Origin of the sequence: Amycolatopsis sp. NBC_01480 (assembly GCF_036227205.1) — a bacterium.
Classification (GTDB): domain Bacteria; phylum Actinomycetota; class Actinomycetes; order Mycobacteriales; family Pseudonocardiaceae; genus Amycolatopsis.
In genome coordinates this window covers 1,497,546-1,523,659 of sequence record NZ_CP109442.1, presented here as the reverse complement: position 1 = coordinate 1,523,659, position 26,114 = coordinate 1,497,546, and the positions used below count along the sequence as shown (strand labels likewise).

Annotated in this window: 25 protein-coding genes and 2 pseudogenes; 16 read left to right on the top strand and 11 right to left on the bottom strand. The window is 70.6% G+C overall.

The window, feature by feature from the left end; all coding sequences use genetic code 11:
* Window positions 1-32 precede the first annotated feature (32 nt).
* On the top strand, window positions 33-2,423 hold the full coding sequence (locus OG371_RS07110) for a S9 family peptidase (RefSeq protein WP_329066787.1): 2,391 nt from the start codon (window positions 33-35) through the stop codon (window positions 2,421-2,423).
* A gap of 453 nt (window positions 2,424-2,876) precedes the next feature.
* On the opposite strand, the gene OG371_RS07105 is transcribed toward OG371_RS07110, so the two are convergent.
* Window positions 2,877-3,377 carry a MarR family winged helix-turn-helix transcriptional regulator gene (locus OG371_RS07105; protein WP_329066784.1) on the bottom strand — a complete coding sequence of 167 codons (501 nt, stop codon included), beginning with the start codon at window positions 3,375-3,377 and terminating at the stop codon, window positions 2,877-2,879.
* Window positions 3,378-3,616: 239 nt separating this feature from the next.
* Between OG371_RS07105 and OG371_RS07100 the strand changes: the two genes are divergently transcribed.
* The 5 genes from OG371_RS07100 (at window position 3,617) to OG371_RS07080 (ending at window position 8,865) form a co-directional block, all read left to right on the top strand.
* Window positions 3,617-4,516 carry a hypothetical protein gene (locus OG371_RS07100; RefSeq protein ID WP_329066783.1) on the top strand — a complete coding sequence of 300 codons (900 nt, stop codon included), beginning with the start codon at window positions 3,617-3,619 and terminating at the stop codon, window positions 4,514-4,516.
* A gap of 1,297 nt (window positions 4,517-5,813) precedes the next feature.
* Complete coding sequence (locus OG371_RS07095; RefSeq protein WP_329066781.1) at window positions 5,814-6,131, top strand: hypothetical protein; 318 nt, start codon at window positions 5,814-5,816, stop codon at window positions 6,129-6,131.
* Window positions 6,132-6,384: 253 nt separating this feature from the next.
* Window positions 6,385-7,530, top strand: coding sequence for a CaiB/BaiF CoA transferase family protein (locus OG371_RS07090; RefSeq protein WP_329066780.1), 1,146 nt, complete (start codon window positions 6,385-6,387; stop codon window positions 7,528-7,530).
* Window positions 7,531-7,585: 55 nt separating this feature from the next.
* The gene (locus OG371_RS07085; protein WP_329066778.1) at window positions 7,586-8,101 is read left to right on the top strand and encodes an isochorismatase family protein; all 516 of its coding nucleotides are present in this window, start codon (window positions 7,586-7,588) and stop codon (window positions 8,099-8,101) included.
* A 593-nt stretch (window positions 8,102-8,694) separates the two neighbouring features.
* On the top strand, window positions 8,695-8,865 hold the full coding sequence (locus OG371_RS07080) for a hypothetical protein (RefSeq protein WP_329066776.1): 171 nt from the start codon (window positions 8,695-8,697) through the stop codon (window positions 8,863-8,865).
* Between the two features lie 7 nt (window positions 8,866-8,872).
* Here OG371_RS07080 and OG371_RS07075 read toward each other — a convergent pair whose 3' ends face one another.
* Complete coding sequence (locus OG371_RS07075; protein ID WP_329066774.1) at window positions 8,873-9,742, bottom strand: helix-turn-helix transcriptional regulator; 870 nt, start codon at window positions 9,740-9,742, stop codon at window positions 8,873-8,875.
* Between the two features lie 150 nt (window positions 9,743-9,892).
* On the opposite strand from OG371_RS07075, the gene OG371_RS07070 reads away from it, so the two are divergent.
* Window positions 9,893-10,810, top strand: a complete 918-nt coding sequence (locus tag OG371_RS07070; protein ID WP_329066772.1) for an alpha/beta hydrolase — start codon at window positions 9,893-9,895, stop codon at window positions 10,808-10,810.
* 55 nt (window positions 10,811-10,865) lie between these two features.
* Here the strand turns inward: OG371_RS07070 and OG371_RS07065 are convergent, their stop codons facing one another.
* Window positions 10,866-12,959: an ABC transporter permease gene (locus OG371_RS07065; RefSeq protein ID WP_329072925.1), complete on the bottom strand. Its 2,094-nt coding sequence runs from the start codon at window positions 12,957-12,959 to the stop codon at window positions 10,866-10,868.
* Window positions 12,942-13,556, bottom strand: a pseudogene (locus OG371_RS07060) (ABC transporter ATP-binding protein); the annotation flags it as partial. The pseudogene OG371_RS07060 and the gene OG371_RS07065, both read right to left, overlap by 18 nt.
* Before the next feature lie 120 nt (window positions 13,557-13,676).
* Between OG371_RS07060 and OG371_RS07055 the strand changes: the two are divergent.
* Both OG371_RS07055 and OG371_RS07050 read left to right on the top strand, forming a co-directional pair.
* Window positions 13,677-14,816: a sensor histidine kinase gene (locus tag OG371_RS07055; RefSeq protein ID WP_329066770.1), complete on the top strand. Its 1,140-nt coding sequence runs from the start codon at window positions 13,677-13,679 to the stop codon at window positions 14,814-14,816.
* Between the two features lie 9 nt (window positions 14,817-14,825).
* Window positions 14,826-15,485 (top strand): response regulator transcription factor, encoded by a 660-nt coding sequence (locus OG371_RS07050; RefSeq protein ID WP_329066768.1) that lies wholly within the window; start codon window positions 14,826-14,828, stop codon window positions 15,483-15,485.
* Between the two features lie 41 nt (window positions 15,486-15,526).
* Here OG371_RS07050 and OG371_RS07045 read toward each other — a convergent pair whose 3' ends face one another.
* Complete coding sequence (locus OG371_RS07045; protein ID WP_329066766.1) at window positions 15,527-15,799, bottom strand: hypothetical protein; 273 nt, start codon at window positions 15,797-15,799, stop codon at window positions 15,527-15,529.
* Between the two features lie 166 nt (window positions 15,800-15,965).
* Here OG371_RS07045 and OG371_RS07040 point away from each other — a divergent pair, with 166 nt between their 5' ends.
* Together OG371_RS07040 and OG371_RS07035 are read left to right on the top strand one after the other, a co-directional pair.
* Window positions 15,966-16,163 carry a GMC oxidoreductase gene (locus tag OG371_RS07040; protein ID WP_329066763.1) on the top strand — a complete coding sequence of 66 codons (198 nt, stop codon included), beginning with the start codon at window positions 15,966-15,968 and terminating at the stop codon, window positions 16,161-16,163.
* 105 nt (window positions 16,164-16,268) lie between these two features.
* Window positions 16,269-17,954, top strand: a complete 1,686-nt coding sequence (locus OG371_RS07035) for a glycosyltransferase family 39 protein (RefSeq protein ID WP_329066762.1) — start codon at window positions 16,269-16,271, stop codon at window positions 17,952-17,954.
* Here the strand turns inward: OG371_RS07035 and OG371_RS07030 are convergent, their stop codons facing one another.
* Window positions 17,955-18,722: an SDR family oxidoreductase gene (locus tag OG371_RS07030; RefSeq protein ID WP_329066760.1), complete on the bottom strand. Its 768-nt coding sequence runs from the start codon at window positions 18,720-18,722 to the stop codon at window positions 17,955-17,957.
* A gap of 105 nt (window positions 18,723-18,827) precedes the next feature.
* On the opposite strand from OG371_RS07030, the gene OG371_RS07025 reads away from it, so the two are divergent.
* Window positions 18,828-19,409, top strand: coding sequence for a TetR/AcrR family transcriptional regulator (locus tag OG371_RS07025; RefSeq protein WP_329066758.1), 582 nt, complete (start codon window positions 18,828-18,830; stop codon window positions 19,407-19,409).
* Here the strand turns inward: OG371_RS07025 and OG371_RS07020 are convergent, their stop codons facing one another.
* Together OG371_RS07020 and OG371_RS07015 are read right to left on the bottom strand one after the other, a co-directional pair.
* Window positions 19,410-20,081 carry a GNAT family N-acetyltransferase gene (locus OG371_RS07020; protein WP_329066756.1) on the bottom strand — a complete coding sequence of 224 codons (672 nt, stop codon included), beginning with the start codon at window positions 20,079-20,081 and terminating at the stop codon, window positions 19,410-19,412.
* Between the two features lie 10 nt (window positions 20,082-20,091).
* Window positions 20,092-20,607, bottom strand: a complete 516-nt coding sequence (locus OG371_RS07015) for a winged helix-turn-helix transcriptional regulator (RefSeq protein ID WP_329066754.1) — start codon at window positions 20,605-20,607, stop codon at window positions 20,092-20,094.
* A 185-nt stretch (window positions 20,608-20,792) separates the two neighbouring features.
* On the opposite strand from OG371_RS07015, the pseudogene OG371_RS47350 reads away from it, so the two are divergent.
* The 3 genes and pseudogenes from OG371_RS47350 to OG371_RS07000 form a co-directional block, all read left to right on the top strand.
* Window positions 20,793-21,005: pseudogene (locus OG371_RS47350) on the top strand (putative quinol monooxygenase); the annotation flags it as partial.
* Window positions 21,006-21,033: 28 nt separating this feature from the next.
* Window positions 21,034-21,942 carry an NmrA family NAD(P)-binding protein gene (locus OG371_RS07005; RefSeq protein WP_329066750.1) on the top strand — a complete coding sequence of 303 codons (909 nt, stop codon included), beginning with the start codon at window positions 21,034-21,036 and terminating at the stop codon, window positions 21,940-21,942.
* Between the two features lie 192 nt (window positions 21,943-22,134).
* Window positions 22,135-23,139 carry a hypothetical protein gene (locus tag OG371_RS07000; protein WP_329066748.1) on the top strand — a complete coding sequence of 335 codons (1,005 nt, stop codon included), beginning with the start codon at window positions 22,135-22,137 and terminating at the stop codon, window positions 23,137-23,139.
* A 42-nt stretch (window positions 23,140-23,181) separates the two neighbouring features.
* Here OG371_RS07000 and OG371_RS06995 read toward each other — a convergent pair whose 3' ends face one another.
* Together OG371_RS06995 and OG371_RS06990 are read right to left on the bottom strand one after the other, a co-directional pair.
* A complete protein-coding gene (locus tag OG371_RS06995) occupies window positions 23,182-24,168 on the bottom strand; it encodes an alcohol dehydrogenase catalytic domain-containing protein (protein ID WP_329066746.1) in 987 nt (328 codons plus the stop codon).
* Window positions 24,169-24,181: 13 nt separating this feature from the next.
* Window positions 24,182-24,781, bottom strand: a complete 600-nt coding sequence (locus OG371_RS06990; protein ID WP_329066744.1) for an NADPH-dependent F420 reductase — start codon at window positions 24,779-24,781, stop codon at window positions 24,182-24,184.
* A 119-nt stretch (window positions 24,782-24,900) separates the two neighbouring features.
* Between OG371_RS06990 and OG371_RS06985 the strand changes: the two genes are divergently transcribed.
* A complete protein-coding gene (locus OG371_RS06985; protein WP_329066743.1) occupies window positions 24,901-25,512 on the top strand; it encodes a TetR/AcrR family transcriptional regulator in 612 nt (203 codons plus the stop codon).
* Between the two features lie 45 nt (window positions 25,513-25,557).
* On the opposite strand, the gene OG371_RS06980 is transcribed toward OG371_RS06985, so the two are convergent.
* The gene (locus tag OG371_RS06980) at window positions 25,558-26,037 is read right to left on the bottom strand and encodes an ArsI/CadI family heavy metal resistance metalloenzyme (RefSeq protein ID WP_329066742.1); all 480 of its coding nucleotides are present in this window, start codon (window positions 26,035-26,037) and stop codon (window positions 25,558-25,560) included.
* Between the last annotated feature and the right edge of the window lie 77 nt (window positions 26,038-26,114).

The window sequence follows — 26,114 nt, the reverse complement described above, 5'->3', positions numbered from 1 at the left end:
AAACTGTCGGTGGCTTGGGGTAGGAAGAACGGGTGGCTGCAGACGACGCCCGCAACGGGCCCTTCACCGACCTCGAAGCCTACGTCGGCCTTCCCCGGCTGACCCCCGGGCTCTGGCTGTCCCCCGACGGCCGGCGTCTCGTCGTGCCCGTGTCTTCGCTCGACGAAGCGGGCAGCCGGGAGATCACGGCGTTGTGGGAGGTGGATCCCGAGGGCGGGCGTCCACCGCGTCGGCTCACGCTGGGCGCGGTCGGCGAGTCTGCGGCCGGGTTCACCCCGTCCGGCGATCTGCTGTTCGTGTCGTCGCGCTCCGGCGAGCCCGCGTTGTGGCTGCTGCCCGCGGACGGCGGCGAGGCGCGGATGCTGGTGTCGCCTTCCGGTGGGGTGCGGGGAGTTTCGGTCAGCGGCACGGGGACGGTGGTGCTCGGGTCGGGCAGGCTGCCGTCGGCGACCGACGACGCGAGTGACCGGGAGCTGCGCACGGGGCGGGCGGACGCGGGGGTCACGGCGCTGCTGCACGAGGAGTTCCCCGTGCGGTTCTGGAACCACGACATCGGCCCGGCGCGCACCCGGCTGTTCACCGGCCAGCTGACCGACGGGGACCTGGAGCTGCGCGACCTGACCGGGCACGTCGGGCGCGCGCTGGACGACGTCTGCACCTGGGAGATCAGCCCGGACGGCCGCACCGTGGTCACCACCTGGGCAGTGGCCGAACCAGGCGGCTCGCAGCGCTACACGCTGGTCGCGATCGACGTGGCCACCGGCGAGCGCCGCACCCTCGCCGACGACGCCGCCCACGAGTACGCGAGCCCGCGGTTCTCGCCCGACGGCACACAAGTGGCCGTGATCGTCAGCCGCAGGTTTACCCCGGAAGCCCCCAGCGACTGCTGGCTCGGCCTCATCCCGCTGGAGGGCGGCAAGGCACGGATCCTGGCCGAGGACTGGGACCGGCGTCCGGAGTCGGTGTGCTGGACCCCGGACGGCTCCGCCCTGCTGACGGTCGCCGACGACCACGGCCGGGCCCCGCTGTGGCGGGTCGACGTGACGACTGGGGTGGTCACACGGCTGACTGCGGACCATGGCGCGTATCCGGACGCGCAGGTCTCGCCGGACGGGCAGTGGGCGTACGCGTCACGCGCAGCCATGGACAGCCCCCGAATCCCTGTGCGGATCGACCTGCGTGCCGGTGCGGGCGGCTCTGGCGGGTTCGCTGCTGGGTCCGGTGGTGGGCCCTCTGGTGGGGCGGCTGTCGGGCTCTCTGCTGTGTCCGCCGGTGGGCCCTCTGGCGCGCTCGCTGGTGAGTCCTCTGGTGAGTTGCCTGATGGGCTCTCTGGAGTGTCCGGTGGTGAGTCCTCCGGTGGGTTGGCTGGTGAGTCCTCCGGTGTGTCCGGCCGTGGGCTCTCTGGTGGGTCCGCTGAGCGGATCTCCGGCGCGTTCGCTGGTAGGCCCGCTGATGGGGCGGCTGTCGGGCTCTCCGGCGGGTTCGCTGGTGAGTCCTCCGGTGTGTCCGGTGGTGGGCTCTCTGGCGGGTCGGTCGGCCGGATCCCCGGCGCGTTCGCTGATGGGTCCGGTGGTGGGTTCGAGGAGCTGCCGAGCCCGGTGGCGCCGCTGGACCTGCCCGGTCGGCTGGAGGAGGTCGTCACCACGGCGTCGGACGGCACGGAGATCCGAGGCTGGCTGGTGCTGCCCGAGCACCCGGCCGAGGACGCGCCCGCGCCACTGGTCGTGCTGATCCACGGCGGCCCGGTCAGCTCGGCGAAAGCCTGGTCGTGGCGCTGGAGCCCGTGGCTGTTCGCCGCGCGCGGCTATGCGGTGCTGCTACCGGACTTCGCACTCTCGACCGGCTACGGCGTCGAGTTCATCCGGCGTGGCTGGGGCCAATGGGGCGGCACGCCGTACACCGACCTGCTGACCCTCACCGACGCCGCCCAAGCCCGCCCGGACATCGACCCCCACCGTGCGGCAGCCATGGGCGCTTCCTTCGGCGGCTTCATGGCCAACTGGATCGCGACCCAGACCGACCGTTTCTCCGCGATCATCAGCCACGCCTCGATGTGGAACCTCCAGCAACAGAGCCAAGCCGCCGACCTCGCCCACTTCTTCCAACGTGAGATGACCCCGGAGACCGCGCAAGCCTCGTCCCCCCACCAGTTCGCCGACGCCATCACCACCCCGATGCTCATCACCCACGGCGTCCGCGACTACCGCTGCCCCATCGGCGAGGCCCTGTCCCTCTGGTGGGCCCTGCTGTCCCGCTCGAAGTCCGAAGACGGCAGCACCCCGCACAAATTTCTGTACTTCCCGGACGAAGACCACTTCACCCTCGCCCCCGGCCACGTCAAACTCTGGTACGAAACCATCCTCGCCTTCGCCGACCACCACGTCCGCGGCCTCCCATGGCGCCGTCCGGAGCTGCTGGGGTAGCCGCGCGGGTCCTGCGCTCGGTCGCCGCTTGTTCTGCGGTTCGTGCCACCGCTCGGGCTGGCCTTTGTGCCGCGGCATTGGCCGGCGCGGTGCCCGGGTCGCGGCTCTTGCCAGGCCTCGGCCACTCCTCGCATCGACGCTTGCGTCCGCGGGTTGTGCTCCTGCCTTGGCCGAAGCGCGGGCTGATGCGGTGCACCGTCATGGCTGAGTCTCGGCCACTCCTCGCGCCGACGCTTGCGTCGCGGACTCGTGTCGCCGCCCGGGCTATCGTTTGAGCTGCCGCCTTGTGCTCCTTGTTTGGCCGGTGCGCGCGCCGGTGTCCTGGGCGCCGCTCTCACTGAGCCTGGGCGACTCCTTACCTCGCCGTCTTGGCTGCCGTGTAGCGCCGATGATCGAGGCCAGCTTGCGGACCGACCTTCAGCTCGCTACTCGTGCCACCGCTCGGATCTCTGCTCAGGTCCAGGCGTCGTCCCCGGCGAGCTTCTCGGCAATGCGATCGTGAAAACTCTTGCGCTGCAACGCCTTCTCGAGGTCAACGACAACCTTGCTGAGCGCGTACGGGATCTCATCTTCGAGCTCGGCGAGCGCGGCCTCCGTCGCGCGCCACTCGGCGGCCAGCCGGTCGACGGTGTCCGCCGCCTTGGGGGTCAGGGTCACCTTCTTGCTGCGGGCGTCGTCGCCGGTGGCGGTTGTGACCAGGCCGGCCTTCCGCATCGCCGCGACCTTCTGGCTCAGCGCGGAGTGAGTCCGGTCGACGGACGCGGCCAGCTCCGTGATGGTCATCGGCCCGCGCGCGTGCAGACGCAGCAGCTCCATCACGTAGCTGGGCTTGAGGCCGTCGATGCCACGCTCGGTGTAGAGCCGAGCGATGTCGTCGTCCATCGCGGCCTGCAACAGTCGCAGCGGTCGCCAGGCGCTCTGCTCGGTCGGGTCCGCGATGTCTTCCTCAGCCATGCCCAAGAGTCTAACAGGGCTTATATAAGCACTACCACATTTTCCTCGGCGGACCGGATTCTGTTACACCGCAAAGTATTCGATAATTCCCTTTGCTGAAGCCAATTTCCCGGAACCTCAGCTGATCAGCCGGAGGGTTCGATCTATCGATCTTCGGGTACTTCCCTTTGAAGGTAAGGAATTCTCGATCGGAGGCGCGGATGAGAATGGGTTGGGAGTTCACCCGTCGAGCGGTATTCATGACGGTGCTCACCGGACTCGCCGCGAGCGCGTGCGGCGCGCCGCCACAGGACGTCCAGCCGCGAGCAGAGCCGCCGTCACCCCGGCCGTCACCGCCTCCGCGGCAGACGCTCCCACCACCTCCACCGAACGCCCTGGCCACAAGCCTGCTCGTCGGCTTCTGCGGCGCCCCGGGAGCGAAGGCACTCGGCGAGATGACGGGCGACCTGGCCGCAGCCGGCCGGGAACTGACGAACCAGATCGGGACTTTCCCCAAGTACCGGCCGGTGACACCAGTCGTCGAGCTGATCGCCACTGCCGCGCACCGCACGCCGGGTCCCGACGGAATGTTCCGCAGCCGCGCGTCGGACGAGACCGTGCGCGAGTACCTCGACGAGGCGCGCGCGTTGAAGGGCGTACTGCTGCTCAACATCCAGCCCGGCCGCGCCGACTTCCTGCCCGAGGTGCAGGCGTACGAACACTGGCTGGCGGAGCCGGACGTCGGCGTCGCGCTGGACCCGGAGTGGGCGGTGGAGCCCGGCGTCATACCGGGGCAGAAGTTCGGCCGCACGACCGGCGCCGAGCTGGACGGCGTCGCCGCGTACCTGGGCGAGTTCGCGCGCACCCGGCACCTGCCGGACAAGATCATGGCCTACCACCAGGTCGCGCCCTCGATCGTCAGTGACGAAGCAGGCCTGCGCGCGCACCCGGGGGTGTCGGTGGTGAAGATCGTCGACGGAATCGGCAGCGCCGGCGCGAAGAAGGCCACCTGGAAGCGGCTGATGGCGACCAAACCCCCGCACGTCCAGCCGGGCTTCAAACTCTTCTTCCAGGAGGACACCCGTCACGGCGCAGCCCTGATGACCCCCGCCGAAGTCCTGGCCCTGACCCCGACGCCCGCCTACGTCGTCTACGAATAGCCTTCCCCGGCCGGGTGTCACTCACGCGTGTGGTGCTTCGGTTGATCATGCCCGCACCGGGCATCCTTGCGGCGACCGCACAACGACGGGAGCCGCGCGGATGACAGCCTGGTGGGCAGTGGCCGTGGGCGCTGTCGTGCTCGTAGTGGTCGCGGTGCTGATCGTCCTGCGCCGCCGTGCCGCGCGCGCCACCGCCGCTTCCGTCTCCGACTGGCGTTCCCGCGCCGCCTCCGGCCCCAGCTCCAGTTCTGGGTCGGGCGCCAGCTCTGCCTCTGCCTCCCGCTCTGATCTTGACTCGCGCACCACTGCCGCCTCTGCCTCTGCCTCTGCCTCTGGCGCTGGCTCGCGCTCCGCCTCTCGCGCTGCCCGTCGCTCAGGCTCACGTCGCCGCGCCGCCTCCCGCTCGCCTTTGCCGTCTGCTTCCAGCTCGGGCTCTCGCACCAGCCCAGACACCACGGACGACCCGTTCGCCCGCTACCCCACAGCCCGTCAACGCCCAGTCCCGAACCCCACCACCCGCCTCACCCCACCACGGGACCCATCGCGAAACCGCCCCTACTTGGCGCCGCTCCCCACCCCGCCATTGGACCACCACCGCACGGCCGACAACGCGGGCCCCACACCCCCCGCACCGTCCCGCCACGACGCGGCCGATGGTGCGACCCGCGTCCCCTCGGCGCCGGATGGTCACCGTGCTGCCGACAGCCCCGCACCCCCGGCTCTGGAGGACCGCAACCCGGCGGTGCGTGCTGCGAACCGCCCGCCGTTGGCCCCAGAGCGTCGCGGCCCGGAGTCGGCTCGCGCGAACGATTCCCGCGCCGCACCCGAGCAGAGCGCGCCGAGGGCTGCCGGTCGGGATCATCAGCACCCGCCCAGGGGCGACAGTCCCTCGATGGCTACTGGTGCAGGCCGCCCGCAGCCGCGTCAGGAAGAGGCCAGTGGTTGGGAACGTCCGCAGCCAGCTCGGCAGGGCATCGCACCGACGTCTGCCGCGGGTAGCTATCCCCACCCGGCAGCGGGCCCGGCCGCGCAGGCGAGCGCATCGCAGCCGCGTGCGTCCCAACCCGCTGCGCCGGAACACTTCGACTCCTCCGGCACCACGCCGACCCAGCCGGTCTACCTGCCGGACCTTCGTCACACCGGCCCGGGCCGAACCCGGCGAACTCCCGATACCACGACGTGGCCCGACGCCGGCTTGCCACAACCCCGCAACTCACCGTCCCTCAGGACGAACCGCGACGCCGCGAGTTTCAGCTCGATGCCGTCCCACCAGCCCGGTGCTCAGCGCCCTCTCTCCGTGGACGAGACCCGTAACCCCGTCCACAACGACGATTCGCGCAACGAGACCAGCAACCCGGTCCGCAAGGGTCATCCGGGTAGCGACAGCGAGCACGACTGGCCCGGCAACCCCCGTCTCCGCCTGGTCGACCAGGAACACGAAGCGGGCGACCGGCGCCACCAGCCCGTCGAGCCGCAGTCAGGCGTACCGGCGGCGGGCAACGTTGATCGCGGGCGCAGGCTGGTCGGGCCGCCGGAGCGTCGGCGGTGGGGGCGGGGCACCCGGCCTCCCGAGGATGAACCGGGAAAGAATCCCCGTCGGCCGGACGACCGCTGACCACGATCCGCCAGGCCCGCAGTGAATCTGAAGGGTCGGTAAACGCTGCCCAGAGCAGCGGAGTGACGTCACACGATTGAGGACGCCGTCGGTCGGGTACGTGAGGAGTAGCCCGCCGTCGCGGTTCCTCCCCCACCGTCGGGGCGGCGGGCTCGGCCGGGCCCGTGGTTTGCGGGCCCGGCCTCGAACTTCCGGTGGCCAGGCGGCCGCGGGCACCTACCCTCGTCGGCAGGTCTCGTGGAAAGGACTTCGCATGCTGCCACTGTCCGGAATCACCGTTGTTTCGCTGGAACAGGCCGTCGCGGCGCCGTTCGCGACGCGGCAGCTCGCCGACCTCGGCGCGCGGGTGATCAAGATCGAACGGCCGGGTGCGGGCGATTTCGCACGGTCCTACGACGCGACGGTGCACGGCCTGTCGAGTCACTTCGTTTGGCTCAACCGCAACAAAGAGTCGTTCGCGCTCGACGTGAAAGCACCCGGTCAGCGACAGGTGCTGGACGAACTGCTGGCGCGCGCGGACGTCTTCGTGCAGAACCTCGCACCCGGCGCGGCGGAGCGGCTCGGCCTCGGCGCCGGGCGGCTGCTGGCCGAGCACCCGCGCCTGATCGTCTGCGGCATCTCCGGCTACGGCACCGACGGCCCGTACCGCGACAAAAAGGCCTACGACCTGTTGGTGCAGTGCGAAACCGGCGTCCCCGCGCTGACCGGCACCCCGGACCAGCCCGCGAAAACCGGCATTCCGGTCGCCGACATCGCCGGCGGCATGTACGCCTACAGCGGCGTGCTTTCCGCGCTGTACGAACGCGAGCGCACCGGCCGCGGCCAGGCCTTCGAGGTCTCCCTCTTCGACGCACTCACCGAATGGGTCGGCTTCCCGCTCTACTACACTGTGTACGGGGGCACCCAGCCGGCGCGAACGGGACTTTCGCACGCGGCCATCGCCCCGTACGGCCCGTTCACCTGCGGCGACGGCGAGACGATTTTCCTGGCCGTCCAGAACGACCGCGAGTGGCGGCGGCTCTGCGCGGACGTTCTGGAGCAGCCGGAGCTGGTGGATTCATTTGCCACCAACGACTTCCGCTCTGAGAACCGCGAAGAGCTGCGTGCCGTCATCGAGGCGGCGTTCGCCCCACTCGACTCGGCCACGGTCCTCGACCGGCTCGACGCGGCGTCGATCGCCAACGCGCGGTTACGGGGGATCGCCCAGCTGGCCGAGCACCCGCAGCTCACCGAACGAGGGCGCTGGGGCGAGGTCGGCTCACCGGCCGGGCCGCTGCGCTCGCTTGTGCCGCCGGTGACGGTCGCGGGCCGCGAACCACGCCTCGACCCCATCCCCGACGTGGGCGAACACAATGCCGCCCTGCTGGCCGAACTGGGCTACGACGTCATGCCGGACTGAACGTCCACAGTGGCGCGGAGCCGTTTTTGTCGGTGGTGGGTGCGATGCTCTCGGTATGACTCCAGTACTGCTTCTCATCGACGTCCAGAACAACATGCTCCGCCCGCCTGAGCCGGTGCCCGCTGCCGACACAGTGGGGCCGGCGATCGCCGCGGTGCTGGCCCGCGCGCGCTCGGCTGGTGCCCTCGTCGTGCACGTGCGCAACAACGGCACAGACGGCGATCCCGACGTGCCCGGTTCACCTGGCTGGGCCCTGATCCACGACGCGCAGGAGGGCGAGCACATTGTGGACAAAGAGACTCCGGATTCGTTCGACGGCACCACATTGGCGAGTCTGCTGCCTCCTTCGGCGCCGTTGGTGGTGGCGGGGATGCAGAGCGAGTTCTGCGTACGCGCGACGTCGCTGGCGGCCCTCCGTCGCGGTCACCCGGTGACTCTGGTGTCCGATGCGCACGCGACTTACGACGGTAGTGAGCCTGCTGCTGCGACCTCGAAAGCTGTTGAGGCTGAGCTTTCCGCGGAGGGGGTGACGGTGCTGACTAGCGAGATGGTCGAGTTCGCCGGGCACTGAGCGGCGGTTTGATTCGGGGCTTCGGACGGTGCCGGCGCCGCTTCGATGCCGCCTCGACAACGTGTTGTGCCGCATTGGTGGGACGGGTGAAGGAGCATCGCTCACGCGGCAGGACTCCAATATCGTGACGCGCGCCTGCGAAGGGAGCAGCGGCAAGGAGTTCGGATGTAGGACGGAGAGGAGGAGATCGCGCTGGGGCGGTGAGGAGGAGTTCGCATGGACGACGGTGAGCAGGAGTTCGCGTTGGGACGGTGAGGAGGAGATCGGTCTGGGCAGCTGACCGGCGACCTGGCGCAGAGCGGCCCGCCGGGCCTGGAGATGCGGCCCGCCGGGCCCGGAGATGCGGCGCGGCCAGCGATCGAACGTCACGGTGTTCGCCCCCGGGCCGGCCCATCCGCAGGCCTGGACCAGCGAGCCGAACGCGTTCGACAAAACCGCGGTGGCCAACTTCCAGGAACCCTGCTGCACGGGTTGCTTCCAGGCGTTGTTCCCGCAGGAGCGGCTGGACGACGGCGTCGCCATCCTCGCGCACGACGCCGTGCTCACCGTGGTGTGGGGGATCCGCCAGATCCCCGGGGGCCGCGCCCGCCCGGGTGACCGCGCAGGACGTGCTCCAGGCGAAGAACCGGCTGTACGGCACCCTCGCCGTCCCGGGCGCGAGCGGCATGATCTCGTTCGACGAGCGCGGTGATCCGGTGAGCAAGGCGGTGCGGGTCCGGCTGGGTGAGACCCCGGAGTTCGTTCAGCTGTCGACTCCGCAGTAGCCGTACGTCATTCGGGCGCGCGTTCGCTCGGCACCACAGGAGCGTGCTGCTCGGGTGCCGACCACTGCAGCAGGAACCGCAGTGCTTCGTGCGCCGGGGAATCGGGTTCCGCGGTGTAGGCGACGAGCAGCTGGTCCGGATGAGTGTCCACAGTGAACTGCTGGACGTCGAGGGTGAGCGAGCCGACGACGGGGTGGTGGTAGGTCTTGGTGAGCTGCCGCGGCCCGCGGACCTGGTGCCCGGCCCACCAGGCGCGGAAGTCGGCGTCGTGCACGCTCAGCTCGCCGACCAGGTCGCTCAGCGCGCGGTCGTGCGGGTTCCGGCCGGCCTCCATCCGCAGGGCGGCGACGCATTCGCGGGCGGCGCGGGGCCAGTCCGCGTAGAGCGCGCGGAAGCCCGGGTCGAGGAAGGTGAGCCGGATCAGGTTGCGCTCGGCCGGGGGCAGCTTGCCGAAATCGGTGAGCAGGGCGACGGCGCCGCGGTTCCAGGCCAGCACGTCCATGCCCCGGTGCAGCACGATGGCGGGCACGTCGTGCATGGTGTCCAGCAGTTGCCGCAGGTGGGCGGCGACACCGGGTCGGGCGGCCGTCCGGGGCGGATGGACGACGTCGGCGACGGTGAACAGGTAGTCCCGCTCGTCCGGGGCGAGCCGCAACGCGTCGGCGAGCGCGTCGAGGACCGGGCGGGAGACGCTGCGGGTGCGGCCCTGCTCCAGCCGGACGATGTAGTCGACGCTCACGTGCGCGAGCTGGGCCAGCTCCTCCCGGCGCAGGCCCGGGACACGGCGCTGGCGGCCGTCGTCGGGCAGGCCCGCCGTCCGCGGGTCGAGCGCGGCGCGGCGGGCGCGCAGGAAATCGCCCAGCTCATCGGAAACCATGGCCCCAGTGTGAGCGCGATCCGGGCCGCGCGCCTGGTACTGGACTCCATAGGCAAATCCCTCCCTGGTGACGGCGGGCCGGGCGGGGCGATCTTGGGGAAGCGGGCCGCACCCCGTGAGCCCGAGTCCCAGTGAAAGGGAGCGTCACCCATGAGGAATTCCGTCACTTTCCCCAGCGCCGGGCTGAATCTCGCCGGCCACCTGTACCTCCCGGACGGTGAGGCCGCCCCCGGCCCGGCCCTGGTCGTCGGCCACCCGGGCAGCGGCGTCAAGGAGCAGGCTGCCGGCCTGTACGCCGAGCGGCTCGCCGCACAGGGCTTTGTCACGCTCGCCTTCGACGCCGCGTACCAGGGCGAGAGCGAGGGTGAGCCGCGCGGCCTGGAGGACCCGGCGCACCGGATCGAGGACCTCAAGGCCGCAGTCTCGTACCTGACCACCCGTGACGAGGTCGACGCCGAGCGCATCGGGATCCTGGGCATCTGCGCGTCCGGCGGGTACGGCCTGGCCGCTGCCGCGACCGACCACCGCGTCAGGGCCCTCGGCACGGTCAGCGCCGTCGACATCGCCCGCCAGTTCCGCTTGGGCGCCGACGGTGCCCAGGACCCGGCCGTCTTCCAGAGCATGCTCGGCGCGGCCGCGGCCGCCCGCACTGCCGAAGCCGGCGGCGAGGACGTCCGGATGTTCAAGCTCTTCCCCGACACCGAGGAACAGGCCCGCGCGGCCGGTCCGCACGTCTACGAAGGTTGGGAGTACTACTGCACTCCGCGCGCCGGGCACCCCCGTTCGGCCAAGGCGCTGGCTTGGACCAGCGTCGACCGGATCGCCACCTTCGACGCCTTCCACGCAGTGGAGCTGATCGCCCCGCGCCCACTGCTCATGATCGTCGGACGCGACGCGGTGACCTCCTGGATGAGCGTCGAAGCGTTCCAGAAGGCGACCGGCCCGAAGGAGCTGCACTGGATCGAAGGCGCCGTGCACAACGACCTCTATGACAAGGACGAGTACGTCATGCCCGCGGTCGCGAAGCTGGCCGACTTCTTCAAGCAGAGCCTGACCGTCACGGCGTAACGGGCGGCGCGGCACCCGGGCAGGCACCTTCACGCCCTGCCCGGGTGCGCACCGGCTACTCGGTGTCGCTGTGGATCGCGGTCAGGATCGGCGTGCGGGCGGCGGTCCGGGCCGGCCACAGCGAAGCGAGAACCCCGATCACCAACGTCACCAGCACGAACACGCCCAGCTGCGCCCACGGCACCGCGAGCGGAACGCCCTTCTGGCTCAGCACGCCCATCGCGCCGAGCGCGCACCCGGCCACCAGCCCGATCACGGCGCCGAGCATCGCGGTGATCACCGACTCCCAGCGCAGCACCGAACCGACCTGCTTGCGGCCGAGCCCGACCGCGCCCAGCAGCCCGATCTCGCGCACTCGCTCCATCGTGGACATCGTCATGGTGTTCACCACGCCGAGGGCGCCGATCAGCACCGAAACGCTCAGCAGCGCGTACAGGATGTTGAGGAATTCCTCGGCTTGACTGCTCGCCGCGTCGGCGGCCTCGGCGCGGGTTTGCACTGTCAGCACCGGGTTCGCGAGCGTCCGCTGGATCCGCTCGCGCAGCGCCACCGGATCCTGGCCGGGAGCGGCCTTCACCAGAATCGTCTGCGGCGAAGCGGTTTTCGGCGCGAGCCGAGCCGGGATCAGCGCCCTCTGATCGACGGACTCCGGGGCGTTGTAGACCGCCACGACGGGCAGCGACACCGGCTGGTCCGCCGCGCCCAGCGACTGGAGCGGCCCGGACACCTCGGAGCCGACCTTGAGGTCGTACTCCGCAGCTGTCGCCGTTGAGACCGCGATGCCGTCGGCCAGCCGTTCGAGTGAGCCCGCCTGGACCGTCAGCGGCAGGAAATCCTTGGCACTGCCCGGATCGACCGCCGTCAGCTGAAGGAACCGGCGCTCCCCGAGCTTGACCGAAACCGGTGTGAGCGGGCTGACCGCCTGCACGCCGGGCACCTTCGCGAGGTCGGTGGTAGTGCCGGAGCTGAGGTCGGAGAACGGGATCGCGGTGACGTGGATGTCGGCGTTGTCGCCGGCCGCAGTTTCCTTCGCGTCCTTCGCCGCGACCGAGGAGATCATCACGGTGACCGCCGCGCAGACGGACAGCCCGATCATCAGCGTCGCGGCGGTGGCGGCGGTCCGGCGCGGGTTGCGGCGCGTGTTCTCCACGGCCAGCGTGCCGCGCATGCCGGAAAGCCTGGTCAACGGGCCGCGCAAGAGCTTGGTCAGGCCGAGGCCCAGCCACGGGGTCAGCACGATCAGCCCGAGCATGAGCAGCGGCGCGCCGAGGTACATCAGGTCCTGCGACTCGATCCCGGCCGCGGTGACCATCGCGCCGAGCAGGAAGGTCACCACACCGATGATGTTCCGGCGGCGCAACGACTTCGCGGTCGGCGGCAGCCCGGACCGCAGCGCCGCGATCGGCGGGATCGCGGCGGCGCGCCGGGCCGGGACGTACGCGGCGATCATCGTCACGCCGACACCGACGCCGAGCGCGGCGGCCAGCGCGCCGGCGCTGAACACCCGCAGCGGCACGTCGGGACCGTTGATCACGGAGAACCCGCGGTTGAGCACCGCGGCCACGCCGATCCCGAGCAGGTAGCCGAGGACCGTCGCGATCAGGCCGAGCACAGCGGCTTCGGCGAGCACGCTCCGGAGCACGTACCGGCGTGACGCGCCGACCGCGCGCAGCAGCGCGTTTTCCCGGGCGCGGGCCGCGGCGAGCATGGTGAACATGTTGGCCACCAAGAAAACCGCGACGAAGAGGGCCACGGCGGCGAACAGCAGCAGGATTTCGATGAGCTTGCTGTCCGCCGGGGCGGAGTTGAGCGAGGTCCCCGTTTCGGCGATGAACGTTCGCGGCAGCGCGGCGCGGACACTGGTGGCGATCGCGTCCTGGCTGACGCCGGGCGCGGCCACCAGGTCGGCCGTCGTGTAGCCGCCTGCTGGGGCGAACTGCGCGCCCGCGGTCTTGAGGTCAAACGCGACCAGCGTGCCGCCCCCGGCGAGCCGCGCGTCGTCGGCGGTGAAGATGCCGGTGACCTTGACCTGGCGCACGGCCCCGTTGACGATCACCCGCACCTGGTCGCCGACCTGGTAACCCGCGCGTTCGGCGGTGAACCGGTCGAGCGCGACCTGGTCCGGTCCGGTGGGGTCGTGCGTCACCATGAGCACGGTCTGCCGCCACTCGCGGGCGCAGCGCTGGAGCAGGCCGAGGATCTGCGCGCCGGAGCGGGAGTCGAGGTTCCCGGTGGGCTCGTCGGCGACGATGAGCTCCGGCCGGGTGATCAGCGCCCGCGCGCACGCGACGCGCTGCTGCTGTCCGCCGGAAAGCTGCGCGGGCCGGTGCTCGAGCCGGTCGCCGAGGCCCATCGCCGTGATCACCCGGTCGGCCCAGGCCCGGTCCGGCTGCCGGCCGGACAGCGACAACGGCAGGATGATGTTCTCCCAGGCGCTCAGCGTCGGCAGCAGGTTGAAGGACTGGAAGACGAAGCCGATCTTCTCGCGGCGCACGCGCGTGAGCTTCTCGTCGTCCAGCGAGCCCAGGTCGATCCCCGCGATCCGCGCCTTCCCCGTGGTGGGCTTGTCCAGCCCGGCCAGGCAGTGCATGAAGGTCGACTTGCCCGAGCCCGACGGGCCCATGATCGCGGTGAACTCGCCGCGCCGGAAGCCGGCGCTCACCCCGGCCAGCGCGACCACCGCGGCCCCGCCGTCGCCGTAGACCTTGCCTAGCTGTTCCACGTCGGCCACCGTTTGTTCGTTCATGATCGCCATGCTCGCGCGGGCGCCCGCCCCGGCGGTTCAACCGAACTGACGAGACGGCGCGGGCCGGGTCCGCCGAAGGGATGAGGACCGTCGCGGGCGGACTGTCCTACCGTGACGGTCATGATCGGAAGACTTTCCTGGGCGCAGCGCCTGCTGCTCGTCCTCGGCCTGCTCGCGGCGGTGCTCGTGGTGCTCGAGGGCCTGACCGCGGAGACCGTGGCGACCGGGGTGGGGCTGGTGGTCTGCGGCCTGCTCGCGCTGGCCGTGCTGGCGATGCCCGCGGTGCGCGCGCCGGTGGTCGCGGGGCTGGCCGTGGTCTCGCTCGCGTTCACCGTGCTGTGCCAGGTGCTGCCGGACGGGCTGGACAACACCTTCGGCATCGTGGAGATCGTCTCGCTGGCCTGGCTGACCGCGCGGTCGATCATCGAGCTGCGGCCCGGCCGCTCGGTGCTGGTGGTGCCGCTGCTGTACGCCGCGGTCGTGGCCCTGCCGAGCCGCTGTTACACGCTGGGGAGCACGTGGCTCGGGAACGTGGTGGCGGTCCTGCTCTTCGGCATGCTGCTGGTGATCCTGCTCGGCATGTACCTGCGCCTGCGCGACCAGCGCCGCATCGACGCGGGTGAGCTCGCCAAGCAGGCGCAGCGCCTCGCCTACGCCCGCGACCTGCACGACTTCGTCGCCCACCACGTGACCGCGATCGTCGCCCAGACGCAGGCGGTCCGGTTCACCTCGAGCAGTGGCCACCAGCCCACTCCGGAGGCGCTCGACGACATGCTGGCCGGGATCGAAAAGGCCGGCTCGCAGGCGCTCGCGTCGATGCGGGGGATGATCTCGGTGCTGCGCGACGACGAGCCGGCGCCGGTCCGCGCGACGCTGGGCGAGGCGGTCGCGGAGCCGGTCGGGCATTTCGTCGGCCCGCCGGTCCGCACCTACATCGACGACGACCTCGCCATCACGCACCTGGCGCCGCACGTGCTCGACGCGGTGCACCACGTCGTCCAGGAGTCGCTCACCAACATCCTGCGCCACGCGGGCGGGGCCACGGGCGTCGAGGTGCGCGCCCGGACCCGGTCCGGCGAACGGCTCGAGATCACGGTGGCCGACGATGGGAAGTCCACATCGGACACTTCCGGCGGCGGCTTCGGCTTGGTGGGCTTGACCGAACGCGTCGGCGACGCCGGGGGAACCCTCACCGCGGGGCCCGCGGACGGCGGCTGGCGCGTGAGGGCGGTCCTGCCGCTGACGCCGGCTCTGCCATGATGACCGGCCATGAGCATCCGCGTGCTGATCGCCGACGACCAGGAGATGATGCGCTCGGCGTTCCGGATGATCCTGGACTCCCAGCCCGACATGGAGGTCGTCGCCTCGGTCGAGGACGGCCGCGCCGCGGTTGACGAAGCCCGCCGCCTGCGCCCGGACGTCTGCCTGCTCGACATCAGGATGCCCAAGCTGGACGGGCTGGAGGCGACCCGCCTGCTGGCCGGCCCGGGGGTGCTGAACCCGCTCAACGTCCTGATCGCCACCACGTTCGACCTGGACGAGTACGTGTACCGGGCGCTGCGCAACGGGGCCTGCGGGTTCCTGCTCAAGGACATGTCGCCCGCGCTGCTCATCGAAGCGGTGCGCGCGGCCGCGGTCGGGGCGACGCTGATCGCGCCGACGGTGACCACGCGGCTGCTGTCGCACTTCGCGGTGGACCGCTCGGACACCGCGACGCCGGAGCCGGCGCCGAGCGAGCCGTTGACCGAGCGGGAGATCGACGTGGTGCGGCAGGTGGCGCAGGGGCGGACGAACAGCGAGATCGCCGACAGCCTGTACGTCACCCAGGCCACGGTCAAAACCCACCTGGCGAACGTGCAGCGGAAGCTGGCCGTGCGGAACCGGGTGGAGATCGCCGCCTGGGCCTGGCGGACGGGGTTGTGCTCGTGAGTGTTCATGACGGTTAGAACCGGTATAAACACTCACGAGTCCTACGAGGTGGCCAGGCTGGTACCCGCCAGCCTCGCGCGGCGCCTCAACGCAAGGCTGCCCACCAGCGCCAGCAGCCCCACCGCGAGGTCGGCCCAAAACGCGGTCACGAACGCCGGCCAGGCCGGGAGCGACGTGCCCGGCAGCAGCCGGCCGGCCAGCAGGCTGCCGCTCAACTGCCCGCCCAGAGTGCCGCCGACGCTGCGCAACACCCAGCCCAGCCCGGAAACGCTCGCGATCCGCTCTTCGGGCACGGACGCGACGACGAGGTTCATCGCGCGTACGCGCTGGCGCCCGATCACCTGGAAGTGGACCCGGCCGTCGGCGCCCTACTGTGGACAGCGTCGAGCGAGGCGACCGGCGACGAGCTGGACCTGCACCTCACCGCGACGCACCTGATGGACGGTTCGTTCCGCCCCACCGGCGGGGGCGATCGTCGTGATGGCCGCGCTGGTCCGGCCGGAGTCGACCGGCACGCTGAAGCTGGCCAGCCGCAACCGGGCCGTGGTCGACTTGGTCGGCGCGGTCAAGGGCGTCAGCGGGCTGCGGGTTGTCGACGCTTCGATCATTCCGGAAGTGCCGTCTTCCACCACCAACGTCACGGTGATCATGGTGGCCGAACACATCTACGCCGGCTGATCCGCGGCGCCACCATTGCCGGCCTGACGGTTCGCCGCCTCGTGCTGATCGCTGGCTACGCTGTCATCACGCTGAAGGTTGGTTCTCGCCGGGAAGGACCGCGGGTTGTCGCCGTCTACGAGCCAGTTGCCGAGCGCGGAGGAGGCGACCGCGCAGGACTTGCCGCCCGCGGACGGCCGACGTCCGCCGGGCCGGGCTGGGTGGCGGCGGTGGGCGTTCGCGGTTGTGGTGGTCGCGCTGCTGGCCGAGATGGCGTTCGCGATGATCACCACGGCCGTGGAGCAGACGCCGACCATCGACGAGCCGGTGTACGCGGGCACGGCGGTGGTCTACCTGCAGCAGCACAGCCTGCGGTACAACCCGGAGCACCCGCCGCTGGGCAAGCTGATCATCGCGTCCGGGCTGGCCTTCGCCGACGTGCACCTCGACCCCGCGTTCGCCGGCGACCAGACGCAGCTCGGCCGGCACGTGCTGTATGAGTCGGGCAACGATCCGGGACGGCTGATGCTGCTGGCGCGGCTGCCGATGATCGTGCTCACGCTGCTGTTCGGGCTGGTCGTCTTCGCGTTCGCGCGTGATCTCTTCGGCCCCGTCGGCGGGCTGACGGCGCTCGCGCTGTACGCGTTTTCGCCCGACCTGATCGCGTACGGGGCACTGGCCAACCTCGACGTGCCGGAGGCCGGTTTCCTGCTGACCTCGGTCTGGCTGGTGTGGCGGGCCCGGCGCCGGCCGGTCCTGTATCTCCCCTTGGCGGGGCTGGCCCTCGGTGCGGCGATTGCCACGAAGATGAGCGCACTGGCCGGAGTTCCGGTGGTGCTGCTCCTGGTCGTGCTGTCCGTCTGGCACACCCGCCGCACGCGCGAGACGGGGTTCTTTCAGTTCGCGGCGGCCGTCGTCGGGGTGGCGCTGATCGCGATCGCCGTGGTGTGGGCGTCCTATCTCGCCGTGGATCCGCGGCTGCGCTGGACGACGCCGCCGGGGTTGCCGGTGCTCCACGGCGTGCGCGCGCTCGCCGACTGGTTGCCGCTGCCCCAGCCGTACCGCGACGGCATGCATTTCCAGTTCGGCTTCGAAGACCAGGTGTGGAACGGATTCATGTTCGGCCGGCACTACTTCGGCTCGTTGTGGTACTACCTCCCGGCCGCGATCCTGGTGAAAACGCCGCTGGGCCTGCTGGCGCTCTGGCTGGCCGGTGCCGTTGTGCTGGTGGCGATTCCCCGGCTGCGCCCGGCCGCGCCGTACGTGCTCGTTCCCGCCGCCTTGCTGCTGGCCGCGGCCATGACCGGCAGCCGCGACTTCGGCGTCCGGTACACGGTTTTCCTGCCGATGTTCCTGACCGTCGCGGCGGCCGGCGTGGTCGCGTTGCGCCGCCGGTGGGCCCACCTCGCGGCGGCGGTCCTGGTCGTTTTCGTGGCGGTCAGCTCGCTGCGGACGTTCCCGTACTACCTGCCCTACGCCAACGAGGCGTTCGGCGGCCCGGCCGAAACGCACCTGCGCCTGCACGACTCGAACGTCGACTGGGGCCAGGATCTCGGCCGCCTGGGCGACCGGCTGAAGCAGCGCTACCCGGGCCGGCCGATCTGGCTCGCCTACCAGGGCAGCGGCGTGCCGTCCTACTACGGCATCAACGCCGCCGACCCGCTCCGCGTCCCCCCGAACGAGGTCCACGGCCTGCTCGTGGTCTCCGATTCCCTCATCGCCAAGGCCGACGCACACCTGCGGTCACTGCTCGACAGCAGCACCCCGATCGACGAAGTCGGCCACTCGATCACGATCTTCCGGCGGCCCTGATCACCAGTCGATGTCGACCGGCATGAACGGCTGATCTTCGGGGGCTTCCTTGCGTGCCCGCAAGGCTCGTTCAGCCGGGGCGCCAGCGGGTACGCGCAGCGGCGGCTCCGGCTGTTCGATCGTGTCGGCGACGACGGCGGCCACCTCCTCGGGCGTGACGACCTCGCCGCGCAGTGCGCCCAATTGCCGGTACAGCGGGGCGTACGGGTCGTCGTCGGTGAAGAAGGTGCCGGTCTGACCGGCGCCGTTCGTGGCCACCGCGCCCGGTTGCACGATGCTCACCTTGACGCCGAAGGGACGGGTCTCGATGGCCAGCGTCTCGGCGATCGCCTCCAGCGCCCACTTGCTCGCGCCGTACGCGCCGATGACCGGCAGCACCAGCCGTCCCTGGATGCTGGAGACGAAGACCAGGCGGCCCGACCCCCGCTCGCGCATCGCGGGCAGCACGCCTTGCGCCACGCGTAACGCGCCGATGGTGTTGAGCTGGTAGATCCGTTCGACCTCGGCCAGGGGAACGCTTTCCAGCGGCGCGCGCAGGGTCGCGCCGGCGTTGCTGACCAGCACGTCGACCTCCCCGGCCGCGGCCATGGCCTCGTCGACGCTGTCCTGGTCGGTGACGTCGAGCCGCAAGCGCTCGTCGACGGGCAGGTCGGCCAGAGTCTCCGGGCGGCGGGCGGTGGCGATCACCCGGTGGCCGCGGTTCGCCAGCTCCAGGGCGATGGCCCGGCCGATTCCCTGGGACGCGCCGGTGATGAGCACGGATGACATGGGCGCTCTCCTTCGTTCGCTCGACCCCCTCACCTTCCATGACAGTCGTCATACTCGGCTACAAACTATGTCGCACGACATACATAGCGGCGTAGCGTGGGCACCATGGCAGGACGGCGCACGGATGCGCGAGAGAAGATGGTCCGGGCCGCCGGGCAGTGCCTGCGCGAGCGGGGCTACCACGCGACGGCCTTCTCGGACGTGCTGGCGTTGAGCGAGGCTCCGCGCGGTTCGGTGTACTTCCATTTCCCTGGCGGCAAGGCCCAGCTGGCGGTGGAGGCGGCTGAACTGCATGTACGCGAGCAGGTCGCGCAGATCGACCGCGCCGCCGTGGCAGCCGGATCACCGGTCGAGCTGGTCCACGCTTATCTCGGCCAGGCTCGGGAAAACCTCGTGGCCGCGGATTACCGGCAGGGGTGCGCGCTGGCGCCGCTGGTGATCGAGTCCGCCGGCGGCTCCGACGAACTCGATGCCATGGGCGGCAAGGCTTTCTCCGCGATGATCGAGAGTTTGACAGGACACTTCGCGGCTTTCGGCATTGACGAAGCTGCCGCGCGCCGCTTCGCCCACACGGCCGTCGCGGGCATGGAGGGGGCGCTGGTCACTGCTCGCGCGTTGCGTAGCACTGAGCCCTTCGAGGCGGTGTCGGCGGTTCTGGAGAGCCAGGCCGCGCTGCTCGGCCAGTGATCACGGCTGGGCGGCGATCACGATGTTCGTGCGCAGCCGCAGCCGGAACCCGAGGCGCTCATACAGCCGGACAGCGTCCACATTGGACTCCAGAACGTGCAGGAACGGGGTCTCGCCGCGGTCCCGGATTCCGGCGGCGACGGCCAGCAGCAGCCGCGTGCCGAGGCCGTGCCCGCGGTAGGCCGGGTCGCTGCAGACCGCGCTGATCTCCGTCCATCCGGGAGCGTGCAGGCGTTCGCCGGCCATGGCCACCAGCCGGCCGTCACGGCGGATCCCGAGGTAGGTGCCCATTTCGATGGTGCGCTTCAGGAACGGCCCGGGCTTGGTCAGCTCGACCAGCTCGAGTATTTCCGGCACGTCGGCCTCGCCGAGACGGACGGCCTCCTCGTCCGACGCGGCGGCGATCCCGTCGTCGACGAACTGTAGCAGCGGGATGCGCGCTTCGACCGTCCAGCCGTCCGGCGGTTCGAGCACGGGGCCGGTCAGGCTGAGCCGCGCGCCGGCGAGAGCCGCGAGGTCGGTCCAGTCTTTTGTCTCGGGGTCGTCCGGCAGCGCCATCAACGGCGAAATGTCGGCCGGGTAGCGCAGCGCGTTGCCGCGGCGCTCGGCGAACCGGGCGTGCGGCCCGGTCAGGGCGGAGTGGGTGGCGTTGTCCAGCGGATGGGTCGGCACGGCGGGGTCCTCAGTGCTGGGCCGCGAGCGGTTCGAGGAGCCGGCGTGGCGCGTTGAGCCGGGCGGAAACGGGATCAGGGCTGGATTTCGCGGGGGTGAACCCGGGCCCCGGCTCGATCCGGATCTCCGGAACCGGGACGAGTTCACCGCATTCCCTGCAGCGTCCTTCGTGGTCGAGCAGCGTGCCGTCGCGGTCGTGCCGCAGCGCGCGCTTGACGCCGGCCGGCGAGTAATGCTCGTCGCCCCAGGCCATCATCACGCGCACGACCGGCCAGAGGCCGATCCCCTTGTCGGTCAGCCGGTACTCGCCGGTGTTGTCGTGGACGAGCACGCCCTCACGCACGAGCAGCTTGAGCCGGCTGGTCAGGACGGCGCGGGGAATGCCGAGCTGCGTGGCGAAATCGCCGAACCGGCGGATCCCGTAGAACGCGTCCCGCACGATCAGCAGCGTCCACCGCTCGCCGACCACCTCCAACGCCCGGGCCAGCGAGCAGTTGCGATCCGCGTACGTGCTGGGAAGAACCATGCCGTCCACCTTACACGCGGTAGTTCACTGAATGAACTCCCGCGTGCTACGGTCGGAGTTCATTCAGTGAACTACGTTCGGAAGGCCTTCGACGTGTACCAGTTCCTTGTCTCCTTCACCGTCCGGCCGAGCACCACGAGGACTTCGTCCGGCTCGCCGCCCAGACCGGCCGCGACTCCCTCGCGCACGAGCCCGGCTCCCACCGCTTCGAGGTCATCGCCGACGAGGAGAACCCGGACGTCTTCTACCTCAACGAGGTCTATGCGGACGTCGACGCCTTCAACGCCCACGCCGCCGGCCCGTACTTCGGCGCGTTCTTCGCCGAAGCCACCACCTACGCCGAGGGCCCGACCTGGCTGATGAAGGGAAACCTGGTCGGCGCCGAGGTCACGGCCTGAACCGGCGTCCACCGAGAAAGGCATCAAGATGACCGACAGCCTGTACCTGATCAGTGGCGCGACCGGCAAAACCGGTGGTGGCACAGTCAAACTGCTGCTGGAACGCGGCCATCGCGTCCGGGCCATGGTGCGCCGCGAGGACGAGCGGTCCCGCGCGCTGGCCGCGGCCGGCGCCGAGATCGCGGTGGCGGACCTGCACGATCTGAACGGGGTGAGCGCCGCCATGCGCGGGGTCACCGGCGCCTACCTGTGCCATCCGATCGCCCCGAGCCTGATCGAGGCGACTGTCAATTTCGCCCAGGCGGCAACGGATGCGGGGGTCCGGTCGGTGGTCGACATGTCGCAGATCTCCGCCCGCCGCGACGCCGGGAGCGACGCCGCCCGGCAGCACTGGCTGAGCGAGCGCCTGCTCGACCGGACCGGCCTGCTCACCGCGCACCTGCGTCCCACCTTCTTCGCCGAGTGGCTCACGACGTGGTGGGAGCTGCGCGACGGTGAGGGCTACCTCCGGCTCCCGTTCGGCGAGGGCCGCCACGCCCCGATCGCCGCCGCCGACCAGTCCCACGTGATCGCCGCGCTGCTGACCGACCCCGAGCCGCACGACCGCGCCGTGTACACCCTGCACGGCCCGGTCGAGCTGGACCACCACGAGATCGCCGCCGCCATGGCCGCCACGCTCGGTTTCCCCGTGCACTACGAGCCGATCAGCGTCGACGAGTTCGCCGCGGCCATGACCGCGCGCGGCCTGTCGCCGCACCTCGTCCAGCACCTGAGCCACGTCGCCGTCGACTACCGGAACGGCGTCTTCGCCGGGACCAACGACAACGTCGAACGGGTCGGCCACCGCGTCCCGCAGTCGGTCGGGGAGTTCGTGACCGCGCACAAAGATCGCTTCGATCTCAGCGGCCCCAACTTCGTCCCCGCCGAATCCTGCTAATTTTGCTGCTGTCGACGGAGTTCGGGGGCTTTGTCGTCGTTACTAATCCGACCGGAAGTAGGCGGATACGGGCTGCAGCCGATCTGCTCGTAGGAACCCGTTTCCGCCGTGGCTGTAGTCGGATTAGTAGCGAATGGTGCAGTATTGTCCGGATCCAGGGGAGGCAGTGTGAAAAAGGTCCGAAGACTCACGATGGCTGGCGCCGTCCTCACGGCGCTGGTGGCGGCGCCGTTGACCGCCGTACCCGCTTCGGCGGCGCCGAGCATCACCGAACTGCCCGCCCTGACCAAGGGCACCGTCGCCGAGGCGCGCGCGGTCAACGGCGCCGGGCAGGCGGCCGGCAAGTCGTTCACGCCGGACGGCGCCGGGCACGCGGTGCGCTGGAACGCCGACGGCTCCATCACCGATCTCGGCGTCCCGTTCGGCACGCAGTGGAGCGAGGCCTGGGGGATGAACGGAAGCGGCGTGGTCGTCGGCAGCCACGACGGCGACGGCCACCGCAACCCGACCCGCTGGGCCCCCGACGGCACGGCGACCACGCTCGCCCTGCCGCCCGGCGCGGTGGGCGGCGAGGCGCGAGCGGTCAACGACGCCGGGGTCATCGTCGGCTGGACGCAGATCGACTGCACCGACCACGCGGTCAAGTGGAGCGCGGCCGGCGCGCCGACCGACCTCGGCCCCAGCACCGGCGGGCAGCGCACCGACGCGTGGGCCATCAACAACGACGGCGTCATCGTGGGCGACGCGGACGGTCCGGGCGTGGCCATCAGCGAGGGCGTGCGCTGGAACACCGACGGCACCGTCACCCGCCTCGGCACGCTGGAGGGCAACGGCAAGGGCTACAGCACTCCGAGCGGTATCAACAACAGCGGCACCGTCGTCGGGTATGCAAGCGGCGCCGGCGGGTACACCCACGCGGTGAAGTGGACGCCCGCCGGCGTGATCAGCGACCTCCCCGCGCTGCCGGGAGCGTCCAAGGCGGATGCCTACGCGTACGCGATCAACGCCGACGGCACGATCGTCGGCGAGGCCCAGGCGGCCGACTTCTACCGGACCGCGGTGCGGTGGTCCCCCGACGGAAGCGTCACGGACCTGCGCTTCCTGCCCGGCCGGGCCGGCAGCCGCGCCCGGGCCGTCAACACCACCGGCGTGATCGTCGGCGATTCCACCGGCATCGCCACGCGCTGGACCGACTGACCACAGGCGGAAACGGGGCCGGGGGAGTGATTCCCCCGGCCCTCAGTCGATCTGGAACGACAGCACCACCTTGCCGATGGTGCGGCCGGTCTCGAGGAGTTCGTGCGCCTGCCGCATGCTGTCCACGGTGAGTCCTTTGAGGATAGTCGTGGTGATGGGCCGTATCCGGCCTTCGGCGGCGTCTCGCGCCAGTTCGGCGAGCACCGTGGCCTGGCCGTCCATCCTGCTGAACACCACTTCGGCGTGCAGTGACAAGGACTTCCGCATCAGGGGAGCGGTGTCGACGGGCCCGTCGAGGTCGATCGCCGAGACGTGGCCGAACGGCCGGAGGGCCTCGGCGATCCACCCGAGGCTGCCGATGGTCCCGGCGGTGGACAGCACCAGGTCGACCGGGCCGACGCCGGCGTCATTCAGCTGTGCGACCACATCTCCCGAATGGTCGACGACCAGGTCGGCGCCCATCGTGGTGGACCACTCGCGTGATTCAGGACGTGACGCCGTGCCGATCACGAACGCCGGCGTCTTGGCCTTCAGCAGTTGTGTCGCCATCGATCCCACGCCGCCGGCGCTGCCGAGGACGAGCACCCGGTCCACCCCGGGCGGCAGGCCGTCCTGGTCACGGAACAACGCTTCCCACGCCGTAAGGCCGCCGATGGGCAGCGACGCGGCGTCCACAAAGGACAACCGATCCGGGATCTTGGCGACGACGCGGTGATCGACCGCCAGCCGCTCGGCCCACGCGCCGTCCCGGGTCACCTCGCCGGTGCCCATGACCCGGTCGCCGGCCGCGAAACCCGTGACCGCCGGGCCTGCTTCGACGACCACCCCGGAGAACTCCCAGCCGAGGATGAGGCGTCCGCCCGGCTCGGCACTGCGCGTCCGGCGGATCGCCGTTTCACCGGGATTGATGCCGACGGCGCGGATCTCGACCAGCAGGTCGGTCTCCCGGGGCCGCGGCTCCGGCACGTCGATCAGCTCCAGGGCGAACGCGTCGAGCGGATGGGCCTTCTCGTATCCGAGGGCCTTCATGGTGGTGCTCCGTTCAGTCCTGTTTGAGGGCGTGCAGCGCGGACAGCGGGCCGCCGACCTGCATCAGCCGGCCGCCCTCACGAAGCGGACCGGCGTCCACCGGGGCGAAGCCGATCTCGGCGGCGGTCTGCTGGAAGGCGGCTTTCGCGTCGGTGTCGTCGCCGGCGTAGAACAACAGCCGGCGGCCCTCCGGGTGCCGCGGATCGGCGGCGATGTACTTGGCGTACAACGTGTTGAACGCCTTGACCACCCGCGCGCCCGGCGCCAGTGCGGCCACGAACTCGCTGCCGGTCTGCGGGCCGAGGTCGACGTAGTCCGCCGGCGTGGGGCCGGTCAGCTGGTTGCTGGTGTCCACGAGGATGCGGCCGCCCCAGTCCGGCAGGCCGGCGAGCGCGCCGGGAATGGCCGGCCACCCGACGGCGAGGAAGACCATGTCCGCGGCCGCCGCCTCGGCGACCGTGCCGGCCGTCGCCAGCGGACCCAAGCTCTGCACGACGTCCTCGAGCGAGGCGGGACCTCGGCTGTTGCTGAGCACAACGTGATGTCCGGCCGCGACGAGATGGGCGGCGACGGCCTGCCCGATCACGCCCGCACCGATCGTTCCGAAGTCCATGACTCGTCCCCTCCGGCCGATGATGGTGTCCAACCGCAATATTATGATGTGGTTCGTCATCATTGATTGTCAACTTTGATGCCAGGTAACATCACAAGCGGAGCCAGGGAGGTGCCGGAATGCCCCGCATCACGCAGGAGCAGAAGCAGCGGAACCGGGAGAAGATCGTCAACGCCGCCGGCGAGGGCTTCCGGGCGCGCGGCATCGACGGCGTCGGCATCGAAGAGCTGATGAAAAACGCCGGCATGACCCACGGCGGCTTCTACAACCACTTCGGCTCGAAAGAGGACCTCGCGCTCGAAGTCCTCCGCGGGGGCTTCACCGACTCACTGGACGCGGTCGCCGCCATGCGCGCCGCCCACCCGCGTTCCGCCCGGGCCGCCCTGAACGACATCGTCGACAGCTACGTCACCCCGGCCCATCGCGACCACCCGGAATCCGGCTGCGCCTCCGCCGCCCTGGTCTCCGACGCCGGCCGTCACGGCGCCGCGGCCCAGGCCGAGTACCAGCGCGGGCTGGACGGCTACTTCGCCGCCTTCACCGAGCTGCTGGTGGACCGCGGGCGCCAGTCCGGCACCAAGCTGGACCCCGCGACCGCCCGCGAGCACGCCATCGTCATGTTCAGCCAGATGGTCGGTGCGCTGATGCTCTCCCGCGCCGTCGCCGCCGCCGCGCCGGCACTGTCCGACGAGGTTCTGGCCGTCAATCGCAAGCAGCTCAAGCAGAAATGAGCTCTCAAGACGAAAACTGCGCGCGGCGGCGGCGACCGCCGGGGTTCAGTCGCAGCAGCCGGCGGGCTGAGCGTCCTTTTCGGCCTCACCGGTCTCGGCGTCGGGCGTGCAGCAGGCGGCCGCGGTGGCGGTGGCGGGGCTGTCCTCGCCGAACGAGGCGGAGTCGTCCTTGACCGTGTAGACCTCCCACGGCTCCTGGCCGGGACCGTGTACCCACACCTTGTCCTGCAGGGCGTAGCAGCACGTCGTTCCGTTCTCCACCAAGGTTTCCATGCCTTCGCCGGTCAGTCGCTTGGACGCCGCGCCGACCTCGCCGGCGGACTCGACCTCGACACCGAGGTGATCCATCACGGTCGCCTGGCCCGGCTTGCCTTCGAGCAGGACCAGCTTGAGCGCGGGCTCGGCGATGGCGAAGTTGGCGTAGCCGGGGCGGCGCTTGGCCGGTTCGGTGTTGAACAGCTTGGCGTAGAAGTCGATCGAGCCTTCGAGGTCGCCGACACGGAGGGCGAGCTGGACGCGGGACATGGGTTGACTCCCTTGAATAGACGTTCATCAAAACAAGACCTGACTTAGATTGCCGTCTAGATAGAAGTCTGTCAACA

Bases quoted from the DNA above. Each gene is read 5' to 3' on its own strand.
- OG371_RS07105 (WP_329066784.1), bottom strand. From the start codon at position 3,377: ATGGCTGAGGAAGACATCGCGGACCCGACCGAGCAGAGCGCCTGGCGA.
- OG371_RS07100 (WP_329066783.1), top strand. From the start codon at position 3,617: ATGACGGTGCTCACCGGACTCGCCGCGAGCGCGTGCGGCGCGCCGCCA.
- OG371_RS07090 (WP_329066780.1), top strand. From the start codon at position 6,385: ATGCTGCCACTGTCCGGAATCACCGTTGTTTCGCTGGAACAGGCCGTC.
- OG371_RS07085 (WP_329066778.1), top strand. From the start codon at position 7,586: ATGACTCCAGTACTGCTTCTCATCGACGTCCAGAACAACATGCTCCGC.
- OG371_RS07075 (WP_329066774.1), bottom strand. From the start codon at position 9,742: ATGGTTTCCGATGAGCTGGGCGATTTCCTGCGCGCCCGCCGCGCCGCG.
- OG371_RS07070 (WP_329066772.1), top strand. From the start codon at position 9,893: ATGAGGAATTCCGTCACTTTCCCCAGCGCCGGGCTGAATCTCGCCGGC.
- OG371_RS07065 (WP_329072925.1), bottom strand. From the start codon at position 12,959: ATGGTGACGCACGACCCCACCGGACCGGACCAGGTCGCGCTCGACCGG.
- OG371_RS07055 (WP_329066770.1), top strand. From the start codon at position 13,677: ATGATCGGAAGACTTTCCTGGGCGCAGCGCCTGCTGCTCGTCCTCGGC.
- OG371_RS07050 (WP_329066768.1), top strand. From the start codon at position 14,826: ATGAGCATCCGCGTGCTGATCGCCGACGACCAGGAGATGATGCGCTCG.
- OG371_RS07045 (WP_329066766.1), bottom strand. From the start codon at position 15,799: ATGAACCTCGTCGTCGCGTCCGTGCCCGAAGAGCGGATCGCGAGCGTT.
- OG371_RS07040 (WP_329066763.1), top strand. From the start codon at position 15,966: ATGGCCGCGCTGGTCCGGCCGGAGTCGACCGGCACGCTGAAGCTGGCC.
- OG371_RS07030 (WP_329066760.1), bottom strand. From the start codon at position 18,722: ATGTCATCCGTGCTCATCACCGGCGCGTCCCAGGGAATCGGCCGGGCC.
- OG371_RS07025 (WP_329066758.1), top strand. From the start codon at position 18,828: ATGGCAGGACGGCGCACGGATGCGCGAGAGAAGATGGTCCGGGCCGCC.
- OG371_RS07015 (WP_329066754.1), bottom strand. From the start codon at position 20,607: ATGGTTCTTCCCAGCACGTACGCGGATCGCAACTGCTCGCTGGCCCGG.
- OG371_RS07005 (WP_329066750.1), top strand. From the start codon at position 21,034: ATGACCGACAGCCTGTACCTGATCAGTGGCGCGACCGGCAAAACCGGT.
- OG371_RS07000 (WP_329066748.1), top strand. From the start codon at position 22,135: ATGGCTGGCGCCGTCCTCACGGCGCTGGTGGCGGCGCCGTTGACCGCC.
- OG371_RS06995 (WP_329066746.1), bottom strand. From the start codon at position 24,168: ATGAAGGCCCTCGGATACGAGAAGGCCCATCCGCTCGACGCGTTCGCC.
- OG371_RS06990 (WP_329066744.1), bottom strand. From the start codon at position 24,781: ATGGACTTCGGAACGATCGGTGCGGGCGTGATCGGGCAGGCCGTCGCC.
- OG371_RS06985 (WP_329066743.1), top strand. From the start codon at position 24,901: ATGCCCCGCATCACGCAGGAGCAGAAGCAGCGGAACCGGGAGAAGATC.
- OG371_RS06980 (WP_329066742.1), bottom strand. From the start codon at position 26,037: ATGTCCCGCGTCCAGCTCGCCCTCCGTGTCGGCGACCTCGAAGGCTCG.